Source organism: Novosphingobium kaempferiae (genome assembly GCF_021227995.1).
Classification (GTDB): Bacteria; Pseudomonadota; Alphaproteobacteria; order Sphingomonadales; family Sphingomonadaceae; genus Novosphingobium; species Novosphingobium kaempferiae.
The window spans coordinates 3354842-3373855 of sequence record NZ_CP089301.1 but is presented as its reverse complement, the minus strand read 5'-3'; the positions used below and the strand labels follow the sequence as shown (position 1 = coordinate 3373855).

The window sequence follows — 19014 nt, the reverse complement described above, 5'->3', positions numbered from 1 at the left end:
CGCAATGACGAAGGAGGATAACGTGTCATGACGGCTCCCACCTTCTCCCCCACCTTCCGCGATGACCTCGCCGACCTGCTCGCATGGCGGCGCGACGTGCGGCATTTCCGCCCGGGTCCGCTGGAGGAGGATGTCGTGGCCGACCTGCTCGCCACCGCGCAGTTCGCTCCGTCGGTAGGCAATTCGCAGCCGTGGCGCTTCGTGCGCATCCGCTCCGCCGACTTGCGCGCGCAGCTGTCCCGCCACGCCGATGCCGAAGTGGCACGCGCCGGTGCAACATACGAGGGCGAACGCCACGCCGCCTATGCCGCGCTGAAACTCCACGGCCTCGACCATGCACCGGAGATCATCTCCGTGTTCTGCGACGAGGCGACGCCGATCGGCATGGGGCTTGGCGCGGCGACGATGCCGCAGACGCGGGAGTGGTCCGTGGTCATGGCCATCCATACGCTGTGGCTGGCGGCAAGGGCGCGGGGCTTCGGCCTCGGCTGGGTGTCGATCGTCAGCCCGGACTTCGTGACCGACCTGCTGGAGACGCCGCCGTCTTGGCGTTTCGTCGCGCTGCTGTGCCTTGGCGAACCGCAGGAGCCGGACGTGGTGCCCGAACTGGAGCGCAGGGGCTGGCAGGCCCGGCTCGACGGGAGCGAACATGTCAGTTCGCGTTGACACCTTCCGCCAGCGCCCGCGCCGCCTTGACGTAGGCGGGACCGCCGCAGACCGTCCATGCCTGCGGAATGGCGATGCGCGGGATGCGGGCGAGCACCGGATGGTGCATCATCGCCGTTCCCTCGTCCACGACCTTGCCGGTGGCGCTGTCGAGCACGATCACGTCGGGGCGCGACATGGCGAGTTCCTCCACCCCCACCTGCGAGAGCGCCGGCTTGCCCAGCTTGCCCGCGAGGTTCGTCACGCCCACGCGCGTCATCAGGTCGTCCACCAGCGTGCCGGTGCCGGTCAGATAGCCGCGCCGTTGCCAGTAGGCGGCGACCACGGGCCGCTTCGCACGGGGCAGGCCCGCCAGTTCGCGGTCCATTCGCGCGATGAGCGCCTCTCCCCGCGCGGGATGGCCGATGGCGCGCGCCACGGTACGGATCGAGTCCTGTATGCCCTCGTAGCTGTCGGCGGACTTGAGATCGACGTCGGGATAGCGCGTCTTCAGCGCCTTGATCGCGGGATTGCGCCGCGCGGGCATGCCGATGACGAGATCGGGGTTGATCGCCATGATCTCCTCCGCCGAGCCGCGCAGGATGCGCAGGCCCTTCGCCTCCTGCGCCGCCGCGGACATCGCCGGATCGGTGGCAAAGCGGGTGAGCCCCGCGATCTGCGAGCGATCCGCCAGCGCCAGAACCAGCTGGTCGGCGCACAAGTTGAGCGAGACGATCCGCTGCGGACGCGCTACCGGGGCAGCCGGAGCACCTCCCGAAGCGGGAGCCGCTGCGATGAAAGCCGCAACGAGTCCGCAAGCCACGAACGAAGTCGAACGAAGAAAAGCCGTCAGCGCCATACCGGCGTTTCCATAGCAACACGACCCCGGGACACAAGCGTGACGGGGAGCCGATCCAGCCAGAGGTGTTCGTGCCTGAAATCCCGCTTCCCCGCTCCCGACACCGGTTGCTGGTTCCCCTCCTCCTCGCAGGCATAGTCGCCGCGTTCCTGGCGTCGCTGACGCTGGGGGCGGTGGCGATCCCGACCGGCGACCTGATCGACGCGGCAATGGGTCACGGCGACCCGGTGGTGCGCGCGATCCTCATGGAACTGCGCCTGCCGCGCACGCTGGTGGCCCTGCTGGTGGGCGCGATCCTCGGCCTCGCGGGGGCATCGCTACAGGGTTATCTGCGCAACCCGCTGGCCGAACCTTCGGTGCTGGGCGCGTCCAACTCGGCGGCGCTGGGCGCGGTCGCGGCGATCTATTTCGGGCTGGGCGACCTGCACCCGGCGGTGCTGCCGGTGCTGTCCATCGCCACCGCGCTCGGCAGCCTGATCGTGCTGTTCCTGCTGTCGGGCCGTGCCGAGGGTCCGCTGGCGCTGATCCTTGCGGGCATCGCGGTATCGACGCTGGCGGGCGCGGGGATCAGCCTGTCGCTGAACCTTTCACCCAACCCCTTCGCGGCGATGGAGATCATGACCTGGCTGCTCGGCTCGATCGAGAACCGCGCGATGGAGCATGTCTGGATCGCCCTGCCCTGCATCGTCGCGGGCGCGGCGCTGCTGCTGTGGGACGCCCGCGCGCTGGATGCACTGTCGCTGGGAGAGGACGGCGCACGGTCGCTCGGCGTCGACCTTCGCCGCACCCGCATCCGGCTGCTGCTGGGCGTCGCCATCGGCGTGGGCGGCGCAGTGGCGGTGTCGGGCTCTATCGGTTTCGTCGGCCTCATCGTGCCGCATCTGGTGCGCCCGCTGACCGACCGCAGCCCGTCCGCCGTACTGATCCCCTCGCTGCTGGGCGGCGCGGTGCTGCTGACCGGCGCCGACATCCTCGTGCGCCTGATCCCGACCGCCAGCGAGTTGAAGCTGGGCGTCGTCACCGCCTTCCTCGGCGTCCCCGTCTTCCTTGTCCATCTGCTGAAGGAGCGCCGCCTGTGGTGACAGTGACCATCCAGGGCCTCTCGGTCGACCTCGGCGCGAAGAGCGCACAGCGCGCCGTGCTGCACGGCATCTGCGCGACGCTGCGCCCCGGCGAACTGACCGGCGTGATCGGCCCCAACGGCGCGGGCAAGTCCACGCTGGTGCGCGCGATGCTGGGGCTGGTGCCGAAGACGCAGGGCACCGTCTCCATCGACGGGCGCGACGTTGCGGGCATGGCCCCGCGTGAACTGGCGCGCCTGATCAGCTATCTGCCGCAGGGACAGGCGCTGCACTGGCCGCTCAGCGTCGAGCGCCTCGTCGCGCTGGGCCGCCTGCCCGGCCTCGGTCCGATGTCGCGGCTGGGCGAGGCCGACCTTTCCGCCATCCACGCCGCGATGGAGCGGGCCGACGTGCTGCACCTCGCCGGTCGCACCGCCACCGAACTGTCGGGCGGCGAACGCGCCCGCGTGATGCTGGCCCGCGCGCTCGCGGTCGGCGCGCGCGGCCTCGTCGCGGACGAGCCGCTCGCCTCGCTCGACCCCGGGCACCAGATCGACGTGATGGAACTGCTTCGCGCGGAAGCGGCGGGCGGCTCGCTCGTCGTCACCGTGCTGCACGACCTCACCATGGCGGCCCGCTACTGCACGCGATTGCTGCTGGTGGATCGCGGCATGGTGGTGGCGCAGGGGGCGCCGGAGGAGGTGCTGACGGCGGAACGCCTGCGCAGCGTCTATGGTGTGACCGGGCGGATCGACTTCACCGGCGATGCTGCGATGGTAGTGCCGCTGGGGCGGGTTTGAGTTCGGGCGCTTCGCCCGCATTCACTTTCGTCATTGCGAGCGTAGCGAAGCAATCCAGTGTCGTGGGCCGAGCATGGATTGCTTCGCTACGCTCGCAATGACGAGACGAGGTTAGAGTACTCAACTTCCCCGGTAACCCCCCGGACTTGATCCGGGACGACGTTACTTCGCGAACGCCTTCACTTCCGCCAGCCGGATAGCGCGGCCCTTCGCGGGCACCATGTTGACCCGCAGCCGCTCCGCCTCCACCGCAGGCCACGTCACCCGCGTCACGCCGTTCGCCAGCGGCACCACCGGCGTGCCCACGGCCTGCCAGCGACCGTCGCGCCAGACCTCGACCGTCACCTTGCGCGGTGCAGCAAAGCGTGCAGCATCGGCGAAGAACGCCAGCTCCGCCGAGCCCAGAGTGACGGCCTTGCCGAAGTCGAGCGCATACCACTGCGGCTTGCCTGAGGCGTCGGAATCCCAGCCGTTCGGCAGTTCCGGATAGAACCACGCGCGCCCGTCCACCGCGTCGTGCAGCTTCTCGGCGTCAGTGCCGGACGAGGCGCTGGCCCGGGGCCATCCGCTGCGGACCAGTTGCACCGCAAGGTTCTCCTCGCGCACGATGGCGGCGTTGCCCTTGCGCGCGACGGGCACCTCGATCCGGCCGAGGTCGGCGCGGCGGGCGACTTCCGCGCCGTCGACGAAGACCGCAAGGCCCCTGCCCTTCCCGTAGCGGCTGCCGTCCGCGTCCCACGTCACCGCAACTTCGTGACCGTGATAGGGCACGCGCTCGACGCGGAACCAGTCGAGGCCGTCCTTGCCGGGCAGCAGCGGGTTCACTTCCAGCACGTCGTCCGCGCGCGGGCGGATGCCGACGAGGCCGGTCAGGATCAGGTCGATGTAGCCGGAGTGGAAATAGTGGTGGCTGCGGTCCAGCCCGACGATCGGCCTGCCGGTCTCGGGGTGGTAGTCCTCCTCCAGATCCAGCTTGTCGCCCTGATAGTGCAGCTGCGTGTACTGGCGCAGCATGTGCATCCAGTCGGCGCGGGTGACGGGGCCGTGCTCTTCGTAGTGATCGAGCAGGTTGGCCATGCCGGTCAGTACCTGCGTGGTCTGGTAGGGCCAGATCGGGCCGTTCCACTGGCACTCCGGATCGGGGCCGAGGTAGCGGTACTGGCGCATGTAGTATTCGTAGTTCTGCTCGACCGTGCGCATCCCGGCCTTGCCCGCCAGCGACTGCGGATTGGTGAGGTGCGCCCACGCCTTCGCGTACTTCGCATCGTCGGGCACGAGGTCGAACATCCACGGCAGGTAGCCGACCAGCTCGCGGTTACGGATCGGCTGCCAGTACTTCACGAAATCGGTCGGCTTCTGGTGCCGGTCGATGAAGTGTTCGAGCTGCGGGTTCCACAAGTCCGCCAGCACGCGGGCCTTCAGCGCATCGGCGCGCGCGGCGTATTCCTTCGCCATCGCCGTGTCGTCAGCCATCTCGGCCATGCGCGAGAGGGCGCGGGCGTTGGCGAACATGTAGCTGTTGACGGAAGGGCGGAAGGCGTCACCGCCGGTGAAGCCGTCCTTGCCGCCCGATGCGTCGATGGAGGAGACGGTGTACTCGGTCGCGTCCAGCAGCGGCTCGACGAAGTAGAGGCCCTTGTCGAAGTCGAACTTCTCGTCCCACAGGCGGTAGACGTGGCGCATCGTCTGGAGGTGCCGCAGCAGCGCCTCGCGGTCGCCGTCCACCAGATAGCGGCCCCACACGGAGTCGGCCATGTGGTCGGTGAAGTGGCGGTCGTTGCCGCCCTCGTACATGAAGTTGACGTAGTCGTCGGTGAAGCGCCGGTCGTTCAGCCAGCGGCCCTCGGCGATGTGAAAGCCGCTCGCGTCGTTGAGGCTGGCGAAGGGCTCGCGCTGCCAGCCCACGTCGTCGGCGAATTCGGTGGTGATGTAGCCCTGCTTGCCCAGATCGCGCTGGTGTGCACGAAACAGGCCCCAGCGGTAGTAGTAGACCGCGTCGATCTTCGGATCGGAGGTTTCGAGGAAGGGAATGCGCCCCTCGTACCACGGCGCATCGTTGCCGTAGCGGGTCTCGGCGATGGCCCTGGTATCCAACGCAGGTTGCGCGGCGGGGGGCGGGCTGGCCGCCGTCGCAAGGAGTAGTGCGAGCGCCAGGATCTTCCGCAAGGTCATCCCCTTTTCATCATATCAACAGGGCGGCCGCACCTTCCGGGTGTTGGGAGAGGAAGGAGCCCCGGCCGGCACGGCCGCCCTGGATCGGCCGCGATGCGAGGAATGGCGTTCCCGCATCGCGGCTGCGTAGTCGTAGTCGGATCAGTCGAACTTGAAGCGCACGCCCACCGCGAAAGTGCGGTCGATCAGCAGCGTGCTGGAGTTGAACTGGGTCGGGTTACCGGCATCGCCGAACTTGTAGTAGTTCTGCTGCTTCGCCTTGGTGAGGTTCACCGCGTCGAAGGTCACGCCGATGTCGTCGTTGACGTTCCAGGTCAGCTGGAGGTCGAGGCTCTTTTCAGGGGCGCGCCAGAAGCCGATCGGGTTCGCGAAGGCGCGGCCCTCGTTGCTCTGCAGGAAGCCCTTGCGCCAGATGTACGACAGGCGGGCGCCGATCGGGCCGTTATCGTAGGCGAGCGTCGCGTTGTACGAGAGCTTCGAAACGCCGAAGAACGCCGACTTGGTGCTGCCGGTGATCTCACCCTGGGTGTTGACGACCGGGATCGTCTGCTCGGAGTCGAGGATCGTGGCGCTGCCGACGAAGCCGAGGCCGTTGAGCGGGCCGGGCAGATAGGTCGGGAAGTAGGTCAGGCCCAGTTCCACGCCCTTCAGCACGCCGTTCGAGGCATTCACCGGACGGGTGATGTTGAAGTACTCGGTATAGGTCTCGTTGCGCGGCAGGTAGTTGTTCGGGATGAACTCACGCGCCACCAGCGGCACGACCAGCCCGTTGATCTCGCGGCGGAAGGCCGTCACGTAGATCGCGCTGTTGCGCTCGAAGTACCACTCGACCGCGAGGTCCATGTTCTTCGAGTGCGTGGCGCCGAGGCTGGCGTTACCGGCGCTGCCGGTGCCGAAGCCGATACGCGACAGGTCGCCCGTCAGCGAGACGTTCGGGTTCAGGTCGCCGAAGCTCGGACGACGCAGCACTTCGCCGTAGTTGAAGCGGATGCGCAGGTTGTCGGTGATGCCGTAGCGCGCGGTGAACGAGGGCAGCCACTTGGCCGAACCGGTCGAGACCGAGGTGCGGGCGAAGTTGTTGCCGCGATCGAAGTAGTCGTAGTCGGTGTCGATCTGGACGTAGCGGACGCCGCCCTGAACCTGCAGCGGACGACCGAACAGCTCGATCTCGCCGTCAGCCATGATGTAGGCGGCGGTGTTGATCTCGTTGATGCCGAAGACGTGGCCGAAGGTCAGCTGGTCGGACAGCAGCAGGCCGGGAGCGACCGAGCGGTACAGCGTGCGCACGGCATCCTTGTCCATGCTACGCGGATCGGCGAGCACCCAGCTGGTCGGGATGTCGGCCTGGCCGTCGAAGAAGCCGCTGTTGGTGAACGGCGAGCCCTGCCCGAACTGTGCCAGCGTCACGCCCGGCAGACCGCCCGCGCCCTGATCGCGCACGAAGCTGTCGGCCTTGCGGTCGTCGTAGCGGAAGCCCGCCTTGATGCGGCGCAGGAAGCCTTCGTCCCACTCGTATTCGCCGTCGAGCATCACGGTCAGCGCGCTGCCGGTGTTCTTCGTGCCGCTGTCGAACAGGTTGCCCATGGTCCACTGCGACGCGTCGGTCAGGACGCCTTGGTTGCCGAAGCTGTACGAGGGCAGGCCGCCACCGGCGTTGAAGTCCACGTCGATGTCGAGCGGACCGCGATCGGTGCGCAGGGCGAAGAACGAGGTCTCGTTCTTGCTGTCCTGATAGGCGACGTCGGCGCTGATCTTGCCGCGATCCGCGACGTCCCACTTCGCATTGAAGGCGTAGACGTAGCTGTCGGTCTTGTTGGTCGAGTAGTCGCCGCTGTTGAAGCCCGCGACCGAGCCGACCTGACGCGACTTGATGATGTTGGTGCCGTCATACAGCTCGAAGGTCGAGCCGGGGTTGGCGCCGATGTCGCCCCACCAGTCGACGAAGCTGAAGTGCAGGCTGTTGAAGGTCTTGCCGCGGAAGCCGGTGTAGAAAACCTCTGCGGTGTAGACCGAACGGTCGTTCGGCGCCCACTGCAGGGCGGCGTTGATCGAGGGGCGCGTGCGCTTGCCGTAGAGGTCGGACGCGATCACCGCGTCGCGGGCGAGGTAGTACGGAGTCTCGACGCCGTTGATGTTGAGCGTTGAACCCGGCGCGGTCGGCAGACCGGCATCGAGGCCCGGCGTCCAGTTCTGGTTGCGGTCGCCCGGGAAGATGCGCTCCAGCGGCGTCAGGCCCGAACCGGCAGGGGGCGTTTCCGTGGCGAACGGCACCATGGCGCCCGCCTGCAGGTTCTGGTTACGGTATTCGGCGCGAGTGTAGCTGGCGTTGATGAGGAAGCCGATGTCGCCGATGCCGGTTTCCCAGCGGTCGCTGACGAGCAGCGCGACGTTCGGATTGAACTTGTCGGCGAGCTCCGAATAGATGCCCCGTGCGAGGCCCGAGACGGTGAAGCCGTCGAAGTCGAGCGGACGACGGGTCTGCACGTCGATCTGGCCGGCGAGGCCGGTTTCGAGCTGGTCGGCCGAGCGCGTCTTGTAGACGTCGATCTTCTTGACGAGGTTCGCCGAGATGTCCTGCAGCGCGAACGAGGTGCCTGCCGCGGTGAAGATGTTGCGCCCGTTGAGCGTGGTCAGCGGATCGGTCAGGCCGCGGATCGAGATCGTCGCGGCTTCACCGCCGGCGCGGTCGGTGATCTGGATGCCGGTGACGCGCTGGAGCGCTTCGACCACGTTGTTGTCGGGCAGCTTGCCCACGTCCTCGGCGACGATGGAGTCGACGATCTGGACGTTGTCCTTGCGGCTGTTAATGGCGCCGACGATGGACGCGCGAACGCCGGTGACGATGATGTCCTCGGCGCTGGCGTCCGAGCCGTCAGCGACCTGAGCAGCGGAATCCTGCGGCGCCGCGTCCTGGGCATGGGCAACGCCGGCGACGCCGAGCGCGAGAACGGATGCGGTGCAGAATGCGAATGGCTTGAACGCCATGAATCAACCCTCCCATCAGGGCTGGCCGATACCATGCCCTTCCAATGAACTTCGCCTGATTATTAGTCGGACTATTTCCGCGCAAGAGGAAAATTAACTGCTCCGACAAAAAGGCGCGCAAAGTGTTGCGGATATGACGCAGAAAGGGCCGGAAACCCTGAGATTTCCGGCCCTTTCAACGGTTTCGCGAAGGTCAGTCCGCCAGCCAGGCCGATGTCGGATCGGTGGCCGGGGCAAGACGAACGTTGTCTGAGGAATGCGCCAGCGCGCGATCCTTGAACGCCTGCGAGACGAAGCGGGTCGTGCCACCCTCCCCGCCAGAGTCGCGGGTGAAGCGATCCGCTCCCGGCGCGGCGCCCGTAGCGGCGATCGGCGCCAGAGTCACGGTGCCGTCCTCAGCCGCGACGAGGCAGTGGTCCGGCTTCATGATCGGCGAGAGCTGCACCGCGCCCTTGCCCGCATCCAGCACGCGGTACTGCGTGAACTCGATGTCCGCCTTGCCGACCGTGGGCTTGTCACCCGCAAGCGCGAGGAACTCAGCCCGACGCACGGCGGGGATGAAGCGCTCGGGCAGCAGGCCGTTGCCCACCGGCACGCCGAAGTCGGGCTTGCCGTCCGCGCCGAAGTACAGGCGCTGGATGCGGGTGTGGCGGTCCGGGTTGAACAGCGGGTCGCCCTCGATCTTCTCGTAGTCGCGGCCGTGGTAGACCAGGATGTCGCGGCCCTTCTCGTCCACCGTGAAGCTGTTGTGGCCGGGGCCGTAGACCGAGGTTTCCTTGCACGTCGTGAACACCGGCTCCTGCGACTTGGTCCACGCGCGCGGGTCCATGATGTTCGCGGTCTCGTCCACGGTCAGCAGGCCGAGGCAGTAGCGCGCATCGGTGGCGCTGGCCGAGTAGGTCATGAACAGGCGGCCGTTCTTGGCGATGAAGGCGGAGCCCTCGTTCACCTTGTAGCCGCGCACTTCCCAGTCGAGCGTCGGCACGGTGAGGCGCGCAGGCTCGGCGGCGAGCGTCAGCGCGTCCTTCATCGGGGCGATGTAGACGTTGGAATTGGTGTCGATCCCCGGCTCGCGCTGCGCCCACGAGAAGTAGCGCGTGCCGCGATGGGTGAAGATCGTCGAATCGAGGTTGAAGCTGTCCCACGGCGCCTTGAATTCGCCCAGCACCGACCAGTTGCCGGTCATCGGATCGGGCCCGTCGCAGACCACAGCGTAGGTGCGGATACGGAACACGTCCTCGCCGCCGCCGCTTGGGCCCGCGGCGAAATAGACGATCCACTTGCCGTCGACGAAGTGCAGTTCCGGCGCCCAGAGGAAGCCCGACATCGGCCCCGTCTTCTCATGGCGCCACAGCACCTTTTCCTCGGCGGTGGCAAGGCCCGCCAGCGTCTTCGAACGGCGGAGCGCCAGACGGTCGTACTCGGGCACCGAGCCCATGAGGTAGTACCAGCCGTCGTCATGCAGGAAGATCTGCGTGTCGGCGCGCTGCTTCACCAGCGGGTTGCTCGGCGCGGGCACGGCGGCATCCTTGGCAGGTGCATCGCCCGAAGTGGGGGCCTTGCAGGCGAGCGGAAGCAGCGAAGCCGCGCCAATGAAGCTGGTGGCGAAGCTGCGGCGTGACAGGGGGAAGTTCATCATGGCCTCTCCGGCGTTTCCCGTCAGTTCAGTGACGGCTTGGTAATGTTCAGTGCGCGCTAGGTGTCGTTCAGTACACACCCGAAAAGAGGCGTCCCGACAGCAAGGCCGGGACGCCAGTGGGTGGGTAACCCGTTGTCTCTCATCAATATTCCGCGACAGGCCAGCCCTCGGCATCCCAGCGCAGCGGCGCGATGCGCAGCGTGGGCCTGCCATCGGCCTGCTTGTCGTAAGCATGGTACGCAAGGTACGTGGTACCGTCCTTGTCGGTGAACGCACCGGCGTGGCCGGGACCGCGGAAACGCTGGGATTCCTGCAGATCCGCACGCAGCAGGATGGTCCCGCCGCCCTGCATCATCTCGCTCCCGTCCCTGCCGAGGTACGGCCCGGTGATCTTCTTCGAGCGCCCGACGACCGTGTAATACGTACTGTTCACGCCCTTGCAGCAATAGTCATAGGACGCGATCAGGAAGTATTCGCCGCCGTGTGGAATGATGAACGGCGCCTCGACCGGAGCGGGTCCGCCCGCCGGAGCCAGACGGCGCGCGATCGAGTACGGCTCGGTGCCGGGCGCGACCTTTCCGGTCTTCGGGTCCAGCGGGAACAGCTTGATACCGCTCCAGAAACTTCCCAGCGACAGCCAGTGACGACCCTGCGCATCGACCACGAAGTTGGGGTCGATCGCGTTGAAATCGTCCTCCTTCGTGGACATCACGACAAGGCCGTGATCCTGCCACTTCGCCTTTGATCCCAGCGTCTTGCTGGTCGCAAGGCCGATCGCCGAACGGTTGGAGCCGAACGTGGAAACCGAATAGTAAAGACGATACTCTCCATTGACGTAGGAGATATCGGGTGCCCAGATACCTTCGGTCCCGGGCACCGTTTCCTTTGCCCATGCAGGAATTTCTGCAAATACGGAACCGGCATCTTTCCAGGTCTTCAGGTCAGTGGACGTCTTGATGCCGACGTACTTCCCCACGGTGCTGAACACGTAATACGTGTCCCCTTCCCGCGTAATAACCGGATCATGCACCACAAGGTCGCCGGAAAGCTGGGAATTCAGCGTATTTCCAGCACCTTGCGCGCCCGCGACGCTGGCCGAAGCCAGCGCCGCAAGGCCGATCAGAAGCGCAGTCCTCACTGCAGTTCCAGCACCACCACCGACTTCGCCGGCAGCGTCACCACAAGCTGCCCACCCTGCACCGAAGCGCCGGTGAACGCCGCAGGCTTGATCGCGTCAGGTGCAGCGAAAGTGTTGTGGGCATTCATCGCCGAAGAGGTCAGAATCCGGCCGGAAACCGCCGAAGCGCTGATGCCGTCGAGCTTGATCGTCACCGTGTTCGACTGGTTCGGATCGAGGTTCGAGAGCGCGACATGCACCTTCCCGTCCTTCGCCTTCACCGCCGATCCGCTGACCGCAGGCATCGTGAACTGGTCCTTCCCGTAGTAGGGAGACTTGATCGCGATCGGCAGCACCGTCGCGTCCTGCCACGGCTTGTACATCTCGAAGACGTGATAAGTCGGCGTCAGCACCATCTTGCTGCCGTCGGTCAGGATCATCGCCTGCAGCACGTTCACCATCTGCGCGATGGCGGTCATGCGCACGCGATCGGCATGCTTGGCGAAGATGTCGAGGTGAATCGAGGCGACGAGCGCATCGCGCAGCGTGTTCTGCTGGCGCAGGAAGCCCGGATGCGTGCCCGGATCCTGGGCGAACCAGGTGCCCCACTCGTCGACCGCCAGGAAGACGCGCTTCTCGGGATCGTACTTGTCCATGATCGCGCTGTGCTTGGTCACGAGTTCGTCGATCCGGCGCGCTTCGTTGAGCGTGTCGGCCCAGCCGTGCTCGTCGAAGTTCACCGGGTCGGCCTTGGGCGGCCAGCCGCCTTCGGGCAGCGTGTAGTAGTGGAGCGACAGCCCGTCGACCTTGTCACCGGCGACGCGCATCATCGTCTCGGTCCAGTTGTAATCGTCGACGTTGGCGCCCGAGGCGACCTTGATGATCTTGGTGTCGGCGGGCGCCTTCACGAAAGTCGCATAGCGGCGCGTTTCGTCGGCGGCGAACTCGGGGCGCATGCTGCCGCCGCAGCCCCACAACTCGTTGCCGATGCCGAAGTACTGGAGCTTCCACGGCTCCTTGTGGCCGTTGCGCGCACGCTCGTCCGCCAGCGAGCCGGCCGGCGCTGTCATGTACTCTACCCACTCGGCCATTTCACGCGGGGTGCCGTCGCCGACGTTGCCCGAGATGTACGCCTCGGCGCCGACCTGGCGCAGCAGTTCGAAGTATTCGTGCGTGCCGACCGCGTTGGGCTCGGTGACGCCGCCCCAGTGCGTGTTGACCTTGACCGGGCGCTTGGCCGGAGCGCCGATGCCTTCACGCCAGTGATATTCGTCGGCAAAGCAGCCGCCGGGCCAGCGGATCACCGGGACCGAAAGATCCTTGAGCGCGCTGACGACATCGTTGCGGAAGCCGTTGGTGTTCGGGATCTTGCTGTTCTTGCCGACCCACAGGCCACCGTAGATGCCGTTTCCGAGGTGCTCGGCGAACTGGGTGAAGACTTCCTTGTGGTAGACCGGGCCGGGCTTGCTCGCCTCGATCGTGGCGGTGGTCGGCTGGCCGTCGGTGTCTGCCAGAGCAGGCGTCGAAAGCACCGTCGCGGCCATCAGCATGGCGAGCGACGAGCGGCGGAAGAACTTGGTCATGTCATTCCCCTCCCTAGGGATTGGTCGGTCAGTCGTGGAATTCGTCTACGATCTTGCGGTGGCCGCGCAGGAAGGCGTCGGCCACGAGGCGCAGCGGCGCGATGTCGACATCGCTGCGTCCACCGCGAATGAGGCTGGCGAAACGGGCGTAAAGGCCCGGATATTCCATGTCCTCGTTGTGCTCGGTCCCGCTCGGCAGGGTCAGCACCGCGCCGCCGTTCGACAGCTTGAGCGTGCCCGCATCGGTCTCGACCACGATGTCCCACGACTGCGGGCCGGTCTGGCGCCAGTCGAGGTCCATGTGGATCGGCGCGCCCGCCGTGTCGAGGAAGTGGATGTCGGCACCGATCGGCGCGGCGCGGTTCGCCGGGATTTCCAGCGTCGCGGACTTCAGGAAGACCGGGCGCGGCAGGATGTGCGTGGCGATCGAAAGCGCGTTGATGCCGGGATCGAACACGCCGAGGCCGCCCGGCTCCCAGATCCACGCCTGCCCCGGATGCCAGACGCGCACGTCCTCGCGCCAGATGATCGAGACGCTGTCGATCCGTCGCTCGGCCAACCACGCCCGCGCCGGAGCGACGCCCGCCGCGAAGCGAGAGTGCCAGGCCGCGAACAGCGACGCGCCGACCTTCTCGGCGCGGCTGACAAGCGCGCCGACCTCACCCAGCGTCGCGCCGGGCGGCTTTTCGAGGAAAACGTGCATGCCCTTGCGCAGCGCCTGCACGGCAAGGTCGTAGCGCACCTGCGGCGGCGTGCAGAGCGCCACCGCATCGACTGCCGGACCGTTCTCGATCAGCTCTTCGAGGCTCTTCGCGTGCGGCACGCCTTCGACGCCCGGATCATGCGGGCTGACCGTGGCGGCGAGGCTGAACGCCTTGTTTCCGGCAATCGCCGGAAGGTGCTGGTCGCGGGCGATCTTGCCCACGCCCACCACCGCAATGCGGATCGGATCCATGGATCAGAGCGCCTTCACCGTGAAGGGACGCTCCTCGACGCGGACCAGCGGGTTCGACACCGGCAGAGTGAAGGGCGCGGCCGAAATCTCGAACACGTCGCCTTCCTCGGTCTGCACGCCGTCCGCGAAGGAGAGCGTCGCCGTGCCGAAGAAGTGGACATGGACGTCGCCTGCGCGGCGGAACAGGTCGTACTTGAAGTGGTGATGCTCAAGGTTCGCGAACGTGTGCGACATGTTGCCTTCGCCCGAGAGAAAGGGCTTTTCCCAGATCGTCTCACCATTGCGCACGATCTTGCTGGTGCCTTCGATGTGCGAGGGCGGGGTGCCGAGCAGCAGCTCAGGTCCAAGCGCGGCCTGGCGCAGCTTCGAGTGAGCGAGCCACAGGTAGTTATGACGCTCGGTCACATGGTCCGAGTACTCGTTGGCGAGCGCGAGACCGAGGCGGTATGCGGTGCCGTCCTCGCCGATCAGGTAGATACCGGCCAGTTCCGGCTCCTCGCCGCCGTCCTTGGCGAAAGCAGGCATTTCGAGGCCGGCGCCGGGGCCGACGAGCTGCGAGCCATCGCCCTTGTAGAACCATTCCGGCTGCTGGCCGACTTCGCCCGCAGCAGGCTTGCCGCCTTCGAGACCTTCGAGGAACATGCGCATGGAATCGGTGACGTGCTCGCCCGAAGCCGCTGCCTTGTGCATCTTGTCGCGGCCTTCCGCCGAGCCGAGATGCGTCAGGCCGGTGCCCGCGAGCAGCAGGTGTGCGCCGTCCTCATGGTCGATCGGGGCAAGCAGGCGGCCTGCGGCGAACTCCGCGGCGATATCGACGGCTTCGCCCTGCCCGGCATCCTTTGCCGCATCGGCAAGCGACTGCCCGGCCGCGATGGCCTGCAGCGCAAGTTCGCGAACGCTGGCGACGCCCGGAAGGAAGTGGGCGGTGTCACCATCGGCGAGGATCACGGAACGAACGCCGTCGGCGCTCAGGTGCTGGAGCAGGCGAAGATAAGTCATGGGTCTCTCCCTGAGGGCCCTTGGCCCTGAAACGGCGCGCCCTTCTTGAGGGACGCGCCGCCCGGATGGTTGGATCAGTTGATAGTGAGCGTGCCGTCGATCAGGCGCGGCGCACCGTCACCGAAGGCATCGTCGCGCAGTTCCGCCGGAAGCAGGGTCTGCGCGAAGTTCTGGTAGCTGACCGGACGCAGGTAACGGTCGATGGCGAGGCTGCCGACCGACGTGGTGCGCGGGTCCGAGGTCGACGGGAACGGACCGCCGTGGACCATCGCGTGGCACACTTCGACGCCGGTGGGCCAGCCGTTGACGAGGATGCGGCCGACCTTGCGCTCCAGAACCGGCAGAACGGTGGCGGCAGCGCCCTCGTCCGCGTCGTCCATGTGCAGCGTGGCGGTGAGTTGGCCTTCGAGACCCTCGAGCACGGTGAGCAGCTCGGCTTCGTCCTTGCAGCGCACGATGATCGACGACGCGCCGAACACTTCGTCGCCTGCCGCCTTGTCGGCAAGGAACTGCGCACCAGTGGTCTGGAACAGGAACACGCCGCCGGTGGTCAGGCTACCCTCTTCACCCTTGGCCAGCGTCTCGACGCCCGGAAGACCCGCCAGCGTCTCGACGCCCTTGGCGTAGGCCGCGGCGATGCCGGTGGTGAGCATGGTCTGCGGCTTGGCGGCCGAAACGCCGCCGGTGGCCGCCGCGATGAAGGCGTCCAGACCTTCACCCTCGATCGCGAGGATCAGGCCGGGGTTGGTGCAGAACTGGCCCGCGCCCATGGTCAGCGAACCGACGAAAGCGGTGCCGAGCGCTTCGCCGCGCGCCTTGAGCGCTTCCGGGAGCAGCAGGACCGGGTTGATGCTCGACATTTCGGCATAGACCGGGATCGGCACTTCGCGGGCCTGCGCCAGACGGGCGAGCGCAAGACCGCCACCGCGCGAGCCGGTGAAGCCGACCGCCATGATCGCGGGGTGCTGCACAAGCGCGGCGCCCAGTTCGTTCGACGGGCCGACGAGGTGCTGGAACACGCCCTCGGGCAGACCGGCGTCCTTGACGGCCTTGGCGATGGCTCCGGCGATCAGGCCGCCGGTGATCGGGTGAGCCGGGTGACCCTTGACGACGACGGGGCAGCCCGCAGCCAGCGCCGAAGCGGTGTCACCACCGGCGGTCGAGAAGGCGAGCGGGAAGTTCGAAGCGCCGAAGACCGCGACGGGGCCGACCGGGATCATGCGAAGGCGCAGGTCCGGACGCGGCAGCGGCGCACGGTCGGGCAGCGCGGGATCGATGCGCAGCTGCTGCCACAGGCCCTTGCGGACCACGTCGGCGAACATGCGCAGCTGGCCGACGGTACGACCACGCTCGCCCTCGGCACGCGCACGCGGCAGGCCGCTCTCGGCGGTGTAGGCGTCGAACAGCGAATCGCCGATGGCGACGATCTCGTCCGCGATTCGCTCAAGGAAAGCGGCGCGCGTTTCGCGATCGGTCGCACGGTAGGTGTCGAAGGCGGCGGCGGCGGCGGCGCAGGCAGCGGCGACATCCGCGGTCGTGCTGATGGCCAGCGGCTCACCCTGCGGCTCTCCGGTAGCGGCGACGATGGAACGGAATTCAGTCATTCGGGGACTCCCTATTTACTCCGACATATTTCCTGCGGGAGCGAAACGCAATGTTTGTCGTTCCTTCTCGCGCAAAGCGCTGTTAGTTTCGCTTCGGGAGGTGCCCATACCAGTGTCAGATGCCGATTTCACGACGACCGAAGCGAACATGAAGCAGGCCGAAGAGGCCCGCGGCCCCGGAAGGCGCCTCCATGGAGCGATCGCCCATAAGCTGGGAACCGCGATCTTGTCAGGCAAATATGCTCCCGGAGACATTCTGTCCGGCGAAGTCGCATTTGCCGAGGAATTGCAGGTCTCGCGCAGCGCCTATCGCGAAGCGATCCAGGTGCTCACCGCCAAGGGCCTCGTCGCGAGCCGCCCAAAGGCCGGCACCCGCGTCCTCCCGCGCGACCGCTGGAACCTGCTCGACCCCGAAGTGCTCGGCTGGGCCTTCGCGGGCGAACCCGACATCGAATTCGTGCGCAGCCTGTTCGAACTGCGCGCCATCGTCGAGCCCGCCGCCGCCCGCCTCGCCGCCCAGCGCCGCGACAAGGCGGACCTCAAGGCGATGAAGGACGCCCTCGCCGCGATGCGCCGCCACACCCTCACCACCGAAGCAGGACGCGCCGCCGACCGCGACTTCCACAAGGCGATCCTCCAGGCGACGCGCAACGACGCCCTCCTCACCCTCAGCGCCTCGATCGGCGCGGCGGTGAACTGGACGACCCAGTTCAAGCAACGCGCCCGCGCCCTGCCGCGCAATCCGATCCCGGATCATGTAAAGGTCTATGATGCCATTGCCGCCGGTGACGCTGGTGCAGCGGCTGAGGCGATGAACGTGCTGGTGGATCTGGCTCTGGAAGATACCCGCAGTTCGATGGAAGACTGACGGCGGGGAACTCGCAGGGGTTTACCACCCCTGCACCCCCTAGACCGTCGAGATTGCGCGCGACGCCTAGTTTCGCGCTCGCTTGGAGTCGGGAGACATATAGCCTGTGGCGCCATCTTGGGCAGAGGCAGCTGCTCGCCCTGCGACGCCAGTTCACGGGGTGCAGGGGTGGTAAACCCCTGCGAACTCCCCTCTTCCCACTTCAAAACGAAAAGAGCCCCGACGGTCATTCCGCCGGGGCTCTTTTTTGCTGCTAGGGAAGACCTTACTCGAAGGTCGCTGCCGGCGGCGGGACCGCGTTGGTCGGCTTGCTGCCCCACAGCGCGTAGAACAGGATGTAGAGTTCGCACACGGCGGTCAGCAGGAACGAGGTCTGCAGGCCGTAGTTGTCAGCCAGCCAGCCCTGCACGACGACCAGCGCGCCACCGGCGATCGCCATGACGAGCAGGCCCGAGCCTTCTTCGGTCAGCGGGCCCAGGCCCTTGATGCCGAGCGTGAAGATCGTCGGGAACATGATCGAGTGGAACAGGCCGACGAGGATCAGCGACCACATCGCGACGGGACCGGTGGTGAACACGGTGACAAGCATCACGATGAACGCGCCGACCGAGAAGCAGGCGAGAACCTTGCCCGCATCGAAGCGCTGCATGATCGCGGAGCCGACGAAGCGGCCGACCATCATGCCGCCCCACAGGAACGTCAGGTACTTGCCTGCCTGTTCATGCGTGAGGTTGGCGATCTCCGGCTGACTTACGAAGTTCACGAAGAGGTTCGCGACGCCGATTTCCGCGATCAGGTAGATGAAGATCGCGGGGATGCCGAAAACGAGGTTCCGGTGGTTCCACAGCGACAGGCCCTTTCGCTGCTCCTTGGCGATGCGCGAGTTGGCCGACCCCATGGCGGGCAGCGGGAACTTGGCGATGACGACAGCGAGGATCACCAGCACCACGGCGACGAGCGCGTAGGGCAGGATCACCGAATGCGCATCCGAAAGGCGCTCGGCCTCGGTCAGCACCGTGCCCGCGGTCGCGGTACCGCCCTTGGAGCGGCCGAGGATCAGGTATGCACCGAAGAGCGGGGCAAGCATCGTGCCCGCCGAGTTCAGCGCCTGCACCAGATTCAGGCGCGAGGATGCAGTCTCGGGCTTGCCGACGACGGCGACGTAGGGGTTGGCCGCGACCTGCAGCAGCGTGATGCCGCTGGCGATCACGAACAGCATGACCAGCGTCACGCCGTAGGACGGGATGCTGGCGGCCAGCATCATGCCCAGCGCACCTGCCGCCATGATGAGCAGGCCGATGACGAGCGACTTCTGGTAGCCGACGCGCTCGATCAGCTTGGCCGAGGGGATCGACGCGACGAAGTAGGCGATGAACCAGACCGATTCGATCAGCGTCGTCTGCGTGTAGCTCAGCTCGAACACGCTGCGCAGGTGCGGCAGCAGCGTGTTGTTGATGACGGTAATGAAGCCCCACATGAAGAAGAGGCTGGCGAGCAGCGTGAGCGCCGGACCATAGCGGACGCCCTCCGGCTGCGCGTGAGCCACGGGGGCATCGGTGGAAGAAACCACTGGGGGCATGACATTCCTCTCGTAACGGAACCGGCCCCTTGAACGGCAAACCGGCTTGCGCTCGTTCTATTTGTCGGACTATATGCGCTTCGACGCCTCGTCAACGGGGCTCATGCTGCATATTTATCAGACAGAATCGAATTAGCACATGTACGCG

14 protein-coding genes are annotated in these 19014 nt (G+C 66.6%); 4 read left to right on the top strand and 10 right to left on the bottom strand.

Features of this window, described 5'->3' with window-relative positions:
- Positions 1-27 precede the first annotated feature (27 nt).
- Positions 28-666, top strand: a complete 639-nt coding sequence (gene bluB / locus LO787_RS15330) for a 5,6-dimethylbenzimidazole synthase (protein WP_232491874.1) — start codon at positions 28-30, stop codon at positions 664-666.
- Here the strand turns inward: bluB and LO787_RS15325 are convergent.
- Positions 653-1468: an ABC transporter substrate-binding protein gene (locus tag LO787_RS15325; RefSeq protein ID WP_232491873.1), complete on the bottom strand. Its 816-nt coding sequence runs from the start codon at positions 1466-1468 to the stop codon at positions 653-655. The two genes, bluB and LO787_RS15325, sit on opposite strands and share 14 nt — an antisense overlap.
- Positions 1469-1611: 143 nt before the next feature.
- On the opposite strand from LO787_RS15325, the gene LO787_RS15320 reads away from it, so the two are divergent.
- Positions 1612-2586, top strand: coding sequence for a FecCD family ABC transporter permease (locus LO787_RS15320; protein ID WP_232491872.1), 975 nt, complete (start codon positions 1612-1614; stop codon positions 2584-2586).
- Positions 2580-3365: an ABC transporter ATP-binding protein gene (locus tag LO787_RS15315; RefSeq protein WP_232491871.1), complete on the top strand. Its 786-nt coding sequence runs from the start codon at positions 2580-2582 to the stop codon at positions 3363-3365. Before LO787_RS15320 ends, LO787_RS15315 begins: the two co-directional genes overlap by 7 nt.
- 162 nt (positions 3366-3527) lie before the next feature.
- Here the strand turns inward: LO787_RS15315 and LO787_RS15310 are convergent, their stop codons facing one another.
- From LO787_RS15310 to LO787_RS15275, 8 genes are all read right to left on the bottom strand, one after another.
- On the bottom strand, positions 3528-5531 hold the full coding sequence (locus LO787_RS15310; protein WP_420847757.1) for an MGH1-like glycoside hydrolase domain-containing protein: 2004 nt from the start codon (positions 5529-5531) through the stop codon (positions 3528-3530).
- 147 nt (positions 5532-5678) lie between these two features.
- Entirely contained in the window at positions 5679-8522 is a 2844-nt protein-coding gene (locus LO787_RS15305; RefSeq protein WP_232491869.1) for a TonB-dependent receptor, read from the bottom strand.
- Positions 8523-8715: 193 nt separating this feature from the next.
- A complete protein-coding gene (locus LO787_RS15300; RefSeq protein ID WP_232496335.1) occupies positions 8716-10158 on the bottom strand; it encodes a glycoside hydrolase family 43 protein in 1443 nt (480 codons plus the stop codon).
- Positions 10159-10303: 145 nt separating this feature from the next.
- On the bottom strand, positions 10304-11299 hold the full coding sequence (locus tag LO787_RS15295; RefSeq protein WP_420847756.1) for an arabinan endo-1,5-alpha-L-arabinosidase: 996 nt from the start codon (positions 11297-11299) through the stop codon (positions 10304-10306).
- A complete protein-coding gene (locus LO787_RS15290) occupies positions 11296-12861 on the bottom strand; it encodes an alpha-N-arabinofuranosidase (RefSeq protein ID WP_232491868.1) in 1566 nt (521 codons plus the stop codon). Before LO787_RS15290 ends, LO787_RS15295 begins: the two co-directional genes overlap by 4 nt.
- Positions 12862-12889: 28 nt before the next feature.
- Positions 12890-13816 carry a Gfo/Idh/MocA family protein gene (locus LO787_RS15285; protein ID WP_232491867.1) on the bottom strand — a complete coding sequence of 309 codons (927 nt, stop codon included), beginning with the start codon at positions 13814-13816 and terminating at the stop codon, positions 12890-12892.
- Positions 13817-13819: 3 nt separating this feature from the next.
- Positions 13820-14815: an AraD1 family protein gene (gene araD1 / locus LO787_RS15280; RefSeq protein ID WP_232491866.1), complete on the bottom strand. Its 996-nt coding sequence runs from the start codon at positions 14813-14815 to the stop codon at positions 13820-13822.
- 74 nt (positions 14816-14889) lie between these two features.
- Entirely contained in the window at positions 14890-16419 is a 1530-nt protein-coding gene (locus LO787_RS15275; RefSeq protein ID WP_232491865.1) for an aldehyde dehydrogenase (NADP(+)), read from the bottom strand.
- Between the two features lie 148 nt (positions 16420-16567).
- On the opposite strand from LO787_RS15275, the gene LO787_RS15270 reads away from it, so the two are divergent.
- Entirely contained in the window at positions 16568-17287 is a 720-nt protein-coding gene (locus LO787_RS15270; RefSeq protein WP_232496333.1) for a FadR/GntR family transcriptional regulator, read from the top strand.
- A 265-nt stretch (positions 17288-17552) separates the two neighbouring features.
- Here LO787_RS15270 and LO787_RS15265 read toward each other — a convergent pair whose 3' ends face one another.
- A complete protein-coding gene (locus LO787_RS15265) occupies positions 17553-18866 on the bottom strand; it encodes a sugar MFS transporter (protein ID WP_232491864.1) in 1314 nt (437 codons plus the stop codon).
- Positions 18867-19014: the final 148 nt, after the last annotated feature.

Bases quoted from the DNA above. Each gene is read 5' to 3' on its own strand.
- bluB (WP_232491874.1), top strand. From the start codon at position 28: ATGACGGCTCCCACCTTCTCCCCCACCTTCCGCGATGACCTCGCCGAC.
- LO787_RS15305 (WP_232491869.1), bottom strand. From the start codon at position 8,522: ATGGCGTTCAAGCCATTCGCATTCTGCACCGCATCCGTTCTCGCGCTC.
- LO787_RS15300 (WP_232496335.1), bottom strand. From the start codon at position 10,158: ATGAACTTCCCCCTGTCACGCCGCAGCTTCGCCACCAGCTTCATTGGC.
- LO787_RS15290 (WP_232491868.1), bottom strand. From the start codon at position 12,861: ATGACCAAGTTCTTCCGCCGCTCGTCGCTCGCCATGCTGATGGCCGCG.
- LO787_RS15285 (WP_232491867.1), bottom strand. From the start codon at position 13,816: ATGGATCCGATCCGCATTGCGGTGGTGGGCGTGGGCAAGATCGCCCGC.
- araD1 (WP_232491866.1), bottom strand. From the start codon at position 14,815: ATGACTTATCTTCGCCTGCTCCAGCACCTGAGCGCCGACGGCGTTCGT.
- LO787_RS15275 (WP_232491865.1), bottom strand. From the start codon at position 16,419: ATGACTGAATTCCGTTCCATCGTCGCCGCTACCGGAGAGCCGCAGGGT.
- LO787_RS15270 (WP_232496333.1), top strand. From the start codon at position 16,568: ATGAAGCAGGCCGAAGAGGCCCGCGGCCCCGGAAGGCGCCTCCATGGA.
- LO787_RS15265 (WP_232491864.1), bottom strand. From the start codon at position 18,866: ATGCCCCCAGTGGTTTCTTCCACCGATGCCCCCGTGGCTCACGCGCAG.